The organism is Amycolatopsis sp. NPDC039088 (genome assembly GCF_055598845.1).
This window is the reverse complement of the sequence record NZ_JBVKAE010000003.1, coordinates 298,357-309,880: the sequence shown is the minus strand read 5'-3', so window position 1 is coordinate 309,880 and position 11,524 is coordinate 298,357. Positions and strand designations below refer to the sequence as shown.

Sequence of the window (11,524 nt, the reverse complement as noted above, 5' to 3'; positions counted from 1 at the left end):
TCACTCGACAGTCCGCAACAGGTACCGCTGCAGTTTCCCGCTCGGGTTACGCGGCAACGCCTCGATGAACCGCACGCGCCGCGGGTACTTGTACGGCGCCGCGTTCGCCTTCGCGTGCTCCTGCAACGCTCGGGCGACGTCGGGACCCGACGCGACCCCGGACCGGAGCACGACGAAAGCGGTCACGACCGAACCCCGGTCCGGGTCCGGTGTCCCGACCACCGCGCATTCCTCCACGTCGGGATGCGTGAGAAGGACTTCTTCGACCTCGGGGGCGGCGATGTTGTATCCCGACGAAATGATCATGTCGTCGCTGCGCGCGACGAACCTGAAGTAGCCGTCGGCGTCGCGGACGTAGGTGTCGCCCGTGATGTTCCAGCCGTCGCGCACGTAGTCGCGCTGGCGCGGATCCTCCAGGTAACGGCAGCCGGTGGGGCCGCGCACCGCGAGGAAGCCGGGCGTGCCGTCCGGAACGGGCGCGCCGTCGATGTCCAGGACGGCGGCCTGGTAGCCGGGCACCACCTTCCCGGTCGCGCCGGGAAGGGCGGCCTCGTCCGCGGCGGAGATGAAGACGTGCAGCATTTCGGTGCTGCCGAGACCGTCGATGAGCGGGCGTCCGACGATCTCCCGGAACTGTTCGGCGACCGGAGCGGGCAGCGACTCGCCCGCCGAGACCGCCCGGCGCACGCCGGCCAGGAGCCGTGCGTCGCCGGAGTTCAAGATCGCCCGATACGCGGTCGGGGCGGTGAAGAGGACCGTGACGCCTTTCTCGGCGACGATGGCGGCGAGTTCCGACGGCGTCGCGCGTTCGACCAGGAGTGTCGCCGCTCCCGCGCGCAAGGGGAAGAGCAGCAGCCCGCCGAGGCCGAAGGTGAAGGCCAGCGGTGGCGTGCCGCCGAAGAGGTCGTCGGAGGTCGGGCGTACGACATGCCGGGAGAAGGTGTCGGCGATCGCGAGCAGGTCGCGGTGGAAGTGCATCGTCGCCTTCGGGGATCCCGTCGTGCCGGAGGTGAAGGCGAGCAAGGCGACGTCGTCCGCCGCGGTCTGGATATCGGTGAACGTCGACGGACGCCGTTCCATCCTGGCGGCGAGGTCCGTTCCGTAGGACACGACGGGCAGTCCGGGCGGGAGTTCGTCGAGCAGGCGTTCGTCGCAGATCGCGAGCGTGGGTTCCGCGCGGCCGACGATCTTGTCGAGCTCGTTCCGCCGGAGCATCGGCATCGTCGTGACGGCCACCGCGCCCGCCTTGAGCACGGCCAGCCAGCACGCCGCGAGCCACGGTGTGTTGGTGCCCCGCAGCAGCACCCGGTTCCCCGGCACCACGCCGAAGTCGGCGACCAGGACGTGGGCGATGCCGTTGGCGCGGGCGAGAACCTCGCCGTACGTCCAGGTTTCGTTCGGCGACAGGAGGCAGGCCCTGTCCGGGCCGAAGCGTGCCACGGTCTCGTCGAGCAAAGCGGTCGCGGCGTTCAGCCGGTCTGGATAGCGCAGTTCGGGGAGGTCGAAGTGCAGCCGGGGCCACTGGTCGGCGGGAGGCAGCCGCTCACGGCAGAACGGGTCGGCGTGCGCGCTGGGGGAAAGCCTCATGGTCGCCACTCCTCGGTCCGGCCGGGCCCCCTTCCGCGAAGGTAGCATTTGTTACGACCGTCGAGAAGACGCAATGACCGGGTCCGCCGGCCCCGGAGATCTGAGCGGAGGCCGTCAGGCGACGACGTCGGTCACGGCGCGGCGCAGGGTGTCGCGGACGGTCTCGGCGTCGTCGAGGTTCCCGCCGTGAAGCGCGCCGTCGCGGAGGAGGACGAGGGTGCGGGCGGCGTGCTCGGGGTCGGCATGTCCCGCGTCGCGCGCAAGGTCGCGAAGAGCGCCGAGGAACCACTCGCGGTGGTCGTCGATGACTTGGCGGACCTGGTGTTCGGGGTCGGGGTATTCGGCGGCGGCGTTGAGGAAGGGGCAGCCGCGGAAGTCGTCGTCGAGGGTCCGGTCGCCGATGATGCCCAGCGCGGCGAGTAGCGCTTCACGCGCGGGCTTCCCGCGGGTCGCCTCGCCGACACCCTCGCGGATCCGTTCGCTCGTGGTGCTCAGGTAGGCGGCGACGAGATCGTCCTTGGTGGGGTAGTGGCGGTAGAACGTCGCCCTGGTGACGGCCGCCTCCGAGACCAGGCGCTCCACCCCGACAGCGTGAATTCCTTCGGCGTAGAACAGCCGTGACGCGGTCTCGAGCAGCCGGATCTTCGGGTGCACTCCCCGGTCGACAGTCGACATTCCCCGACCTTAGAGAAAGAACGGTCATTCCGCCAGGTCGGCTGCGTCACCTTGCGGAAGGTGTCCCCGTCGAGCATTGTTCAGGAAGAAAGACCGATCGTTCTCTCCTAGCTCTGAAGGAGCAACCATGAGCGTCCAGAAGCCCACCATCGTCCTGGTCCACGGCGCTTTCGCCGACTCGTCCAGCTGGAACGGCGTGGTCCCGAAGCTGCGTGAGCAGGGCTATCGGGTGCTGGCGGCGCCGAACCCGCTGCGCGGGATCGAGTCCGACGCGGAGTACGTCTCCGATTTCGTCAACGGGGTGTCCGGTCCGGTGGTGCTGGCCGGGCATTCCTACGGCGGCGTGGTGATCAGCCGTGCGGCGGCCACCGCGGCGAACGTGAAGGCGCTCGTCTACATCGCCGCCTTCCAGCCGGAGGCGGGGGAGAGCGTGTTCGAACTTTCCGGCCGCTTCGAGGGAAGCAAGCTCGGCCCGGACACCACGAACGTCCTCGCGTCCCAGGGTGAGCTGTCGATCAAGCCCGAGAACTTCTCGGACGTGTTCGCGGCCGACGTCCCCGCCGAGACCGCCGACGTCATGGCGGTCACCCAGCGTCCGGTCACCGAGCGGGCGCTGGCCACGCCGTTCGACGGCGAGCCGGCATGGAAGACCGTGCCGTCCTGGGCGCTGATCGCCGAGCAGGACCACGCGATTCCCGCCGCCGCGCAGGAGTTCATGAGCGAGCGTGCCGGTTCGGAGGTCACCCGGGTCGACGCCTCGCACGCCGTTTCGGTTTCGCGCCCGGACGTGGTCGCCGAGGTCATCCTCGCGGCGGCCGCCAAGGTCGCCTGACCTTGGTCGCTTGACAGGTGAATCCTCCCCCGGAGAGACTGCAAAAGCGTTTTTGCAGTCTCTCCGGGGAGAAGCACGTGAAGGTCTTGGTGCTCGATTCGAGCCCGCGTCGTGAAGGCAATTCCTGGGCTCTCGCCCAAGCGCTGGCCAAAGGCGCGGAGGAGGCTGGACACGCGATCGACTTCGTCCGCCTCGACGACTTCGTCGAAGCGCCGCTGGGGGATTGCCGCAGCTGCCGTCTGAGCGATCGTTCGTGCGGCATCGCGGACGGCTACGAGCGGCTGTTGTTCGACCACGTTCTCCCGGCGGACGCGATCGTGTACGCGACGCCGCTGCACTGGTACGGCATGACCGGGCGGCTGAAGTCCTTCTTCGACCGGCTTTTCTGTTACACCTCAGGCAGTTCGCCGCATACCGCGCGGGTCGTGCCGGGGCTGATGAACAAACGCGCCGCGGTGCTGATCTCCTGCGAGGAAAGCTATCGCGGCGCGACGCTCGGCCTCGAAGCCCAGTTCCAGGAACTCACCCGGTACCTGCGTCAGGACCTCGCCGGGATCGTGGTCGGCGTCGGCAACAGCCGGGGCGAAGTGGAACGCGATCCCGCCCGGCCCCTGGAGGCGGCCGCGGATCTCGGACGTAGGCTGGGCGACGCCCATGTCACCGACTATCGGCTGGACACCGACCGGCCGAACCGCGTCTGGGGACCGCCCGTGGAGGCCTGAGTGTCACCGACCATCCGTGACGTCGCCGCCGCCGCGGGGGTCTCGATCACGACCGTGTCCCATGTGCTCAGCGGACAGGGACGGATCTCCGAGGACACGCGGCAGCGGGTCGCGCGGGCGGCGGCCGACCTGGGCTACCAGGCCAGTGTCCACGCTCGGCAACTGGTCACGCGGCGCAGCCGCACCCTGGCGATCCAGCTCGCGAACTCGGTGGACGCGAGCAGCGCCTGCGCACTCGTGCCCAACTCCGACTACTTCCTCGAAGTGCTCAACGGGGCGGCCGAAGCCGCGTCGAAACGGTCGTACGGCCTGCTGCTGACCCCGCTGGACGCCGACCTCGACCGGCTGAACGCCTTCGCCCTCGACGGCGCGATCCTCGTGGACCCACGCGGCGACGAGCCGTTCTTCGCCAGTGGCTGGTGCCGTGACCGGCCGCTGGTGACCATCGGGCGCCCGCTGGCCGCGCCGTGCCCCGTGCCGGTCGTCGTCGACAACGACCTCGTCGCGGCGGCCCGGCTGATGCTGGATCACTTGGCGCACAACGGATACGAGCGACCGGCGATGATCACCACCGACACCGGCCGCTCCTACGCCGCGGATCTCGTCGCGGGCTACACCGGCTGGGCGCGGGACCGGGGACTGGAGCCGGTGGTCGTCGAGATCGACGAACCACCGACCACCGAAGGCACGGCGGAAGCGTTGGGCAGACTGCTCGGACGGCCGGTGCGACCGGACGCAGTCTTCACTACGTCGGAGAACCTCGCCCTCGGCGTCCTCCACGAGGCCCGCCGCCGACAGCTCGCGGTGCCCGCCGAACTCGGGATCTGCAGCGCGGTCGACAGTGGGTCGCTTCGCCTCACTTCACCGCAGGTGACCGGCATGTTCGTGCACCCGCGTGAGGCGGGCGGCCGCGCGGCCGCGGCGCTGATGGACCTCGTCGAGGGCCCCGCCCCGGACGGCGAGCCGCGCCGGATCGAGGTGCCGGTGCGGTTGAACGCACGGGAGTCCACCGAGCGGCGCGCCTCACCGGTTCACCAGGTGACGGGTAGTTCCCGCACCGTGTAGAAGACCGCGTTCTCGTCGAACGGCAATTCCTCCCAGGGGGTGGCCGCCTTCAAGGTGGGGATACGCCGGAAGAGCGTGCCGTAGACGGCCTGGAGTTCCACCCTGGCCAGTGGGGCGCCGAGGCATACGTGCCTGCCGTGGCCGAAGGCGACATGGTGGCGGGCCTTGCGCCGGACGTCGACGGTGTCCGGATCCGGGAAAGCGGCCGGGTCCCGGTTGGCTGTGTTCTTCACCGCGATGATGCCCTCGCCCGCCCGGATGAGCCTGCCGCCGATCTCCAGGTCCTCCCGCGCGACGCGGCGCGCTTCGGTGTGGGTGATGGACAAGTAGCGCAGAAGCTCCTCCACGGCGCCGGCCGTCCGCGCGGGGTCGCCGTCACGGACCAGGTCGAGCTGATCCGGATTCGCCAGAAGCGCCGCCGTGCCCAGCGCGATCATGCCCGCGGTGGTGTCGTGCCCGGCGACCAGCAGGAGCTGGCCCAGTATGGCGATCTCACGCGGGGTCATCGCGCCGGTCCGGAACTGCTCGATGGTCAGCGTGCTGAGCAGATCCTCGGCGGGTTCCGCGTTCTTACGGAGGACCAGCTCTTCCAGATAGGCGTTCAGCTCCTCACTGGCGGCCAGCGCCCGTTCGGGATCGGGCTCGTCCATGACCAGGGTGCGGGCCACCTCCTGGAAGAAACCGCGGTCGGTGTAGGGCACGCCGAGCAGTTCACAGATCACCAGTGAAGGGACCGGCATCGCGAACGCCGCCACCAGATCCACCGGTTGGGGACCGGCGAGCATTCCGTCGATGAGGTCGTCGACGATGCGCTGGATCCGGGGCCGCAGAGCCGCCATCTTCTCGATCGTGAATTCCGGGGTCAGCAGGCGCCGCTGAACGGTGTGTTCCGGCGCGTCCATCTGCATCAACGTCTTCATCCCGGTGTCGCGTGCCTTGCTCACCGCGTTGGTGTGCGGGAAGTCCGGGTGGGTGGCGTCGACGCTGACCCGTGGATCGGCCAGGATCGTGCGCACGTCTTCGTATCGGGTGATCAGCCACGGCGTGCCGCCATCCCACAGCTTCACCCGGGACACCGGATCCTCCGCGGCCCGTCGCAGCAGTTCCGGTGCCGGGTCGAAAGGGCGGCCCGCGGCGCGCGCCATCGGGAACCGCCGCGTGCTCGCCTGGTCGTCGTCCACACGTTTCTCCTTGCTGTCGAATGCTTCGCGCTCGCAGCATGCCGGTGCGGAGGACCCCGGTAATCGGACAAATAAGACGTGAGTTATGTCACATTTTTTCGGTCGTGTCGTCGTCAGGAACTCCGGCACACCGCGACCGGCGTCTCCCCGCCCTCGCCGTCGATGGTCGCGATGAAGCCGAAGGTGGTCGTGCCGCCCGCGGGCAGGACCGCGTTCCAGTCCACTTCGGACACTCGCACGCGGTCGCCTTCCTGTGTCAAAGAACCGTTCCACAGATTGGCGATGCGGGTTCCGGGAGACAGGGTCCAGCTGACTTCCCAGCCGGTGAGCCTGGTGTCCTTGGGGTTCCGCACGGACACCCGGATCTCCGAACCGCCTGGCCAGCGATTGGTCACCTCGTAGCGCGCTTCGCACACCGGGTTCTCCGCGGTGGTGCTCTGTTCGGCCACGGGCGGCGGCGCCACGGGAGCGTCGGGAGGACCGCCGTCGAACAGCAGGAGCCCGGCCAGGACAGCACCGGCCACCGCCACACCACCGCCGATGGCGAGCGGCAGCTTCGAACGGCCGGTCGGCGCGGGAAGTCGTTTCGTGCCGGACAGGACCGCCGGACGGCCGTCCGCGACCGCGTTGAGCAGGCGCTCGGCCTCGGCCATGTCCGGCCGCTCGCCGGGATCGCGCCGGAGCAGCCGCAGCAGGACGTCCGTGAGCGGGCCGGTGGTCCGCGGCGCGGTGATCTCGCCGCGGGCGACGCGTTTGAGGAGCGCGATCTGGTTGCCGTCGGTGCCGAACGGCGGCGCGCCCTCCAGCGCGGTGTAGAGCGTGGAACCGAGGGAGAACACATCGGAGGGATAACCGGGTTCCTCGCCGTCGGCGACCTCGGGGGAGAGGAACGCCGGGGTGCCGACGACGAGCCCGCCACCGGTCATGGTCCCTTCGCCCGCGGCGTGGGAAAGCCCGAAGTCGGCGATCTTCGCCCGGCCGTCTTCGGTGATCAGGATGTTGTTGGGCGTGACGTCGCGGTGCAGGATCCCGTCCGCGTGGGCGGCGGCCAGCGCCGAGGCGACCTGCGCGCCGAGTTCCGCCACCCGGCCCGCCGGGAGCGGGCCGTCGTCCGCGAGCAGGTCCGTCAGCGGCCGCGACGGCAGGAACTCCATGACCAGGAACGGGTTTCCGTCCTGCTCGGCGACGTCGTACACGGTGACAGCGTGCGGATGCTTGAGCCGGGCGGCGACCCTGGCTTCCCGCATCGCGCGCACGATCGACCGGAACGGGGCGTCGTCCGGCACGGTGCCCGGCAGCAGCTGCTTGACCGCGACCGTCCGGCCGAGCCGTTCGTCCCGCGCCTGCCACACCACGCCCATCGCGCCCCGGCCGACCTTGCGCTCCAACCGGTAACGGCCGGCGACGAGCTCGCCTTCACGTGTCACGCCGCCCCCTGATCTCTTGAGAGCACACGGATCCGATAGCGCTCCGGTTCACACGGGGACAACTGTATCGGCTAAGGCCGGTGAACCTCCTCGACCGGCGCACCGGCCGTGGCCAGCCACGCCTCGGCGAGCAGCCGGTGACCGAGCGGGCTCGGGTGGACGCCGTCCGGCGCGAGGGTCGCCGCGCCGTGCTCTTCCGCCGCCCGCGGCATGAACAGGTCCGCGCGCACCGGCCGCGCGCCGAACTCGGCGGCGACCTCCAACGCGACCTCGATCCGAGGCGCCAGATCCTCCAGCCACTCGTGCTGCTCCGGTTCGACCGGCAGCAGGAACGGTGTGATGACGTACAACTCCGCCGGGAGATTCCGCCGCGCACTATCCAGCAGACGGCGGTAGGCGGCGCGGAACTTGTCGATCGGGCTCGGCAGGCCGCGGTCGAAGGTCCGCCACGTGTCGTTGATCCCGATCTTCACGGTCAGCACCGTCGGCCGCTCCGCGAGGACGTCGGTGGTCCAGCGGGCTTCCAGGTCGTAGACGCGGTTTCCGTTGAGGCCCTTGTTGAGCACCACCGGCCCGTCGCTCAAGCGGTCCGCGATCTGCCGGACGTAGCCCTTGCCGAGCGACGCCGGATCGGTGCGGTCGCGGCTGGAGTCGGTGATCGAGTCGCCGGCGAACAGCAGCCGGTCGGTTCCGGTGAACCTCACGCGCCCACCTCGATCAGCTTGCGGAGGGAGTCGGCCTCACCGGGGATCAGGGCCGGATCGTTGTCCGGAACGAACTCCAGCAACGCGTCGAACGGGCGTCCGGTCTTCGCGAGCAGCGCGAACGCCCGCGTCCACAACTCCGTCCTCGCGGTCAGCGGGTGCCGTTCGTTGCTGGGCCACCACGAGAAGACGTGCACCGCGCGAACCCGGTCGAGGACCAGCTCCAGTCCCGCGAGAGCGGGTTCGTCCGGCAGGTCCTGCGGCGGTTGCCAGTAGGTGCCGAGATTGTCGCGGCCGACCTCTTCCAACAGCTGGACGGTCGATTCGGCGGTGTCGGTCAGCGTCCCGCCGTGGAACTCCAGCGCGACTTCGAGACCGTGCCGCTCCGCGACGTCGGCGGCCTCGCGGAGACCGGCGACGACCTGCTCCCGCTCGTCGGGGTCGACGTCGGCCGAGCCCGCTTTGCCCGCCCACACCCGGATCCTGGTGGCACCGAGCCGGACCGCGGTCGCGGCGATGTCACCGAACTTCCCGGTTTCCATCGGGGTGGCGCGGAAGTAGGAACCATAGGAGCCGCAGGTCAGTCCGTGCCGTGCCATGGCTTCGAGCGCGCGGTCGGCCGCCCAGTCGTCACCTGGGCGCACGTGGACGTCGGCGCCCCACTCGATCACCCGCAGCCCCGCTTCCGCGGTACGACGGGCGACCTCGTCGGCGTCCAGCCGCCGCAGCGTCACCGAACACAGTCCCGGGCGGATCATCGTTCCTCCAACAGTCGAGTACTTTCCCGCAGCACGACCTCGCCGGTGACCGGCCGGACGCGAGGGCTGTCCGCGCGGTCGGCGAGGACGAAGTCGAGTGCCTGTTCGCCCATCGTCTCGATCGGGACGCGCACGGTGGACAGCGAAGGCCTGATGTCGCGCAAGGTGATGATGTCGTCGAACCCCGCGACCGCGATGGGCGACGGCACCTCCAGCCCGTGGTCGCGGCAGGCGGCCATCGCGCCGACGGCCATCACGTCGTTGACCGCGAAGACACAGCCGTGCCGGAAACCGCTTTCCAGTGCCCGCACCATCGCCGCGTACCCGCCGTCCCGGGTGAACTCCGCGTGCAGGACTTGGTGCGCGGGCAGGGAGGCGCCGTGGTGGGCGAGCCCGTCGCGGAAGCCCAGCACGCGATCGCGGGAGGTCAGCAGTCCCGGCGGTCCGGCGAGCACCCGGAAGTCGCGGTGCCCGAGTCCGGCGAGCCGCTCACCGAGTGCCGCCGCACCCGGCCGGTTCTCCAGCATGACGGTGTCGAACGGCAGTTTCCGCTGCCCGATCACCACGACCCGGCCGTCGGCTGCCTCGAAAGCCTTGAGTTCCTTGGTCAGGTTCCGTTGCAGGGCACTGTCCTCGTTCCGCGAACCGGCCAGGATGACCGCGCGTGCCCGTTGCCCGCGCAACGTCGTGACGTATTCGAGTTCCTTCTCCGGCCGGTTTTCCGTACTCGCGATGGTGACCGTCAGCCCGTGCCGGGCGGCCACGCGCATCACGCCGGAGGCGATCGAGGAGAAGTACGGGTCGACGATGTCGTGTACCAGCAGTCCCACGACGTCGCCTCGGCCGCGGGCCATCGCCTGCGCGGGCACGTTCGCGGTGTACCGCAGCCGTTCCGCCGCCCGCAGCACCGATTCCCGCAGACCCCCACTGACCTGTCTGGTGCCACCGTTGAGCGCCCTCGACGCCGTCGCGAGCGACACTCCCGCCTCACGGGCGACATCGGCCAAGGTGACCGAACCCGCGGCGCGCTGCGGCATGGTTCCTCCTCGGTGGTGCGGTGGGCTCACGCCGGCGAGGACGGACGCCGGCGTGAGCCCGGCTCTGATGTTGACCGCCTGGCTACGGAGCGCCGGGTCCGACGTCCGCGGTGGTGAGCGGCCGGTTGGCGATCGCGGCCGTCGAGTACTCGTCGGCGCCGACGTCGCGCAGGCTGCCGCGGGCTTGGCCGTCGAGGTCCAAGGTGGTCGGCGCGGTGGTCAGCGTGGCCGCGTCGATCGCGGGGCTGCCCGCGGCGAGCCGCGAGATCCCGTCGGTGCCCTGCACGAGCTTCGGGTCGACCCGGCGGAAGGTGCCTGCCGGGATGTTGCCGTCCGCGCCCGAACCCCACAGGATGTTGCCCGACCAGGTGAAGTTGCCCGTGGTGCTCATCGCGACCAGATCGCCGTTGCCGCCGACGAAGAGGTTGTCCGAGATCGTGCAGTCACGCGGTTCGATCGTCCGCTTGGTCTCGCCGGCGAGCGTGCCGCTGTTGTTCAGCAGGGTGTTGTGCGCGATGAGCACGCGGTCCGCCGCGTCGTTGCCGCGCCGTGATTCCTTGGATTCACCCGGGAAGTGGTCCCGGACGGAGCCGCTGCCCACGACCAGTGCGCTGCCGGACAGTCCGGCGACGTAGTTGTTGACGATCTTGTGGTCGTTGCCGTAGATCCGGATGCCTTCCTTGCCGCCGAGGATGAAGTTGGAGTCGACGACGGTCTTGTTCCCGTGGCGCAGCACGATGCCGCCGTTGCTGTTCCGGATGGTGTTGTTGCGGATGAAGTTGCCCGACGACTTGATCGAGATCGCCTCCGGGTCGCCGTTCGCCCGTTCGAAGAGGTTGAACTCGACCTTGGCGCCGGCGGTGCTGAGCGCACGCGGGCTGAGGCCGAGCCGGATCGGCTCGCCGCCGTTGTCGCCGGGGAAGGTGTGGTCGGAGAAGTAGTTCCGGAAGACTTCGACGTCCACGGCCATCTTGTCCTCGTCCGCACCCTCGATGCAGAGCATGACGCCGAGTGTCGTCTTGTGGTGGAAGTGGTTGCGGTCGATCTTGCTGTTGTCGGCGCGGACCATCACCCAGTCCAGGCCGGTGATGTCGGCGAACTGGAGATCGTTGCGGGTCAGCCGGATCCGCGAGCAGTTCGTCGGGATCTCCAGCGTGGTGCTCTGGCGGAACTTGAACCCGCTGATCGTGACACCGGTGGAGTCGTCGAAGACGAAGCTCTGCTCACCGTTGAGCGTCACGCCGCCGCGGGACTGGGCGACGATGGTGATCGGCTGGTCCTTGGTGCCGCGCCTGCCCTTGATGCTGATCGGCGACCCCGTCGGCACGGTGTAGGTGCCGTTGTTCACCGTGATGACGGCACCGGGGCCCGCCTGATTGATCGCGTTCTGCAGTTCGGTCAGCGAACTGACGTTCAGGGCGCACAGCCCCTTCGGCTTGGCCGACGCTGTCCCGGACGTGACCCAGGGGACGGTGATCAGCGCGGCGCCGAGGGTGGCGCCGCTGAGGAACCTTCTGCGATCCATGATGCCTCCGT

11 protein-coding genes are annotated in these 11,524 nt (G+C 69.6%); 3 read left to right on the top strand and 8 right to left on the bottom strand.

What is annotated here, in order from left to right:
• On the bottom strand, window positions 1–1,587 hold the full coding sequence (locus ACZ7KI_RS06235) for an AMP-binding protein (RefSeq protein ID WP_470272133.1): 1,587 nt from the start codon (window positions 1,585–1,587) through the stop codon (window positions 1–3).
• A gap of 114 nt (window positions 1,588–1,701) precedes the next feature.
• The gene (locus ACZ7KI_RS06230; RefSeq protein WP_470272132.1) at window positions 1,702–2,262 is read right to left on the bottom strand and encodes a TetR/AcrR family transcriptional regulator; all 561 of its coding nucleotides are present in this window, start codon (window positions 2,260–2,262) and stop codon (window positions 1,702–1,704) included.
• Window positions 2,263–2,389: 127 nt separating this feature from the next.
• On the opposite strand from ACZ7KI_RS06230, the gene ACZ7KI_RS06225 reads away from it, so the two are divergent.
• From ACZ7KI_RS06225 to ACZ7KI_RS06215, 3 genes are all read left to right on the top strand, one after another.
• Complete coding sequence (locus ACZ7KI_RS06225) at window positions 2,390–3,094, top strand: alpha/beta fold hydrolase (RefSeq protein WP_470272131.1); 705 nt, start codon at window positions 2,390–2,392, stop codon at window positions 3,092–3,094.
• Between the two features lie 77 nt (window positions 3,095–3,171).
• Complete coding sequence (locus ACZ7KI_RS06220) at window positions 3,172–3,816, top strand: flavodoxin family protein (protein ID WP_470272130.1); 645 nt, start codon at window positions 3,172–3,174, stop codon at window positions 3,814–3,816.
• Window positions 3,817–4,881: a LacI family DNA-binding transcriptional regulator gene (locus tag ACZ7KI_RS06215; protein WP_470272129.1), complete on the top strand. Its 1,065-nt coding sequence runs from the start codon at window positions 3,817–3,819 to the stop codon at window positions 4,879–4,881. It abuts the gene before it with no gap.
• Here ACZ7KI_RS06215 and ACZ7KI_RS06210 read toward each other — a convergent pair.
• The 6 genes from ACZ7KI_RS06210 to ACZ7KI_RS06185 all read right to left on the bottom strand — a co-directional run bounded on the left by ACZ7KI_RS06210 (window position 4,848) and on the right by ACZ7KI_RS06185 (window position 11,513).
• Window positions 4,848–6,062: a cytochrome P450 gene (locus ACZ7KI_RS06210; RefSeq protein WP_470272128.1), complete on the bottom strand. Its 1,215-nt coding sequence runs from the start codon at window positions 6,060–6,062 to the stop codon at window positions 4,848–4,850. The two genes, ACZ7KI_RS06215 and ACZ7KI_RS06210, sit on opposite strands and share 34 nt — an antisense overlap.
• 113 nt (window positions 6,063–6,175) lie before the next feature.
• Window positions 6,176–7,489, bottom strand: a complete 1,314-nt coding sequence (locus ACZ7KI_RS06205) for a serine/threonine-protein kinase (RefSeq protein WP_470272127.1) — start codon at window positions 7,487–7,489, stop codon at window positions 6,176–6,178.
• A gap of 71 nt (window positions 7,490–7,560) precedes the next feature.
• Window positions 7,561–8,193: an SGNH/GDSL hydrolase family protein gene (locus tag ACZ7KI_RS06200; protein WP_470272126.1), complete on the bottom strand. Its 633-nt coding sequence runs from the start codon at window positions 8,191–8,193 to the stop codon at window positions 7,561–7,563.
• Window positions 8,190–8,951: a sugar phosphate isomerase/epimerase family protein gene (locus tag ACZ7KI_RS06195; protein WP_470272125.1), complete on the bottom strand. Its 762-nt coding sequence runs from the start codon at window positions 8,949–8,951 to the stop codon at window positions 8,190–8,192. The genes ACZ7KI_RS06200 and ACZ7KI_RS06195 overlap by 4 nt, the downstream gene beginning before the upstream one ends.
• Window positions 8,948–9,988, bottom strand: coding sequence for a LacI family DNA-binding transcriptional regulator (locus ACZ7KI_RS06190; RefSeq protein WP_470272124.1), 1,041 nt, complete (start codon window positions 9,986–9,988; stop codon window positions 8,948–8,950). The genes ACZ7KI_RS06195 and ACZ7KI_RS06190 overlap by 4 nt, the downstream gene beginning before the upstream one ends.
• An 82-nt stretch (window positions 9,989–10,070) precedes the next feature.
• Window positions 10,071–11,513 carry a polysaccharide lyase 6 family protein gene (locus tag ACZ7KI_RS06185; protein ID WP_470272123.1) on the bottom strand — a complete coding sequence of 481 codons (1,443 nt, stop codon included), beginning with the start codon at window positions 11,511–11,513 and terminating at the stop codon, window positions 10,071–10,073.
• Between the last annotated feature and the right edge of the window lie 11 nt (window positions 11,514–11,524).

Excerpts from the sequence above, each read along its gene's own strand:
- ACZ7KI_RS06235 (WP_470272133.1), bottom strand. The coding sequence starts at position 1,587 with ATGAGGCTTTCCCCCAGCGCGCACGCCGACCCGTTCTGCCGTGAGCGG.
- ACZ7KI_RS06230 (WP_470272132.1), bottom strand. The coding sequence starts at position 2,262 with ATGTCGACTGTCGACCGGGGAGTGCACCCGAAGATCCGGCTGCTCGAG.
- ACZ7KI_RS06225 (WP_470272131.1), top strand. The coding sequence starts at position 2,390 with ATGAGCGTCCAGAAGCCCACCATCGTCCTGGTCCACGGCGCTTTCGCC.
- ACZ7KI_RS06195 (WP_470272125.1), bottom strand. The coding sequence starts at position 8,951 with ATGATCCGCCCGGGACTGTGTTCGGTGACGCTGCGGCGGCTGGACGCC.
- ACZ7KI_RS06190 (WP_470272124.1), bottom strand. The coding sequence starts at position 9,988 with ATGCCGCAGCGCGCCGCGGGTTCGGTCACCTTGGCCGATGTCGCCCGT.
- ACZ7KI_RS06185 (WP_470272123.1), bottom strand. The coding sequence starts at position 11,513 with ATGGATCGCAGAAGGTTCCTCAGCGGCGCCACCCTCGGCGCCGCGCTG.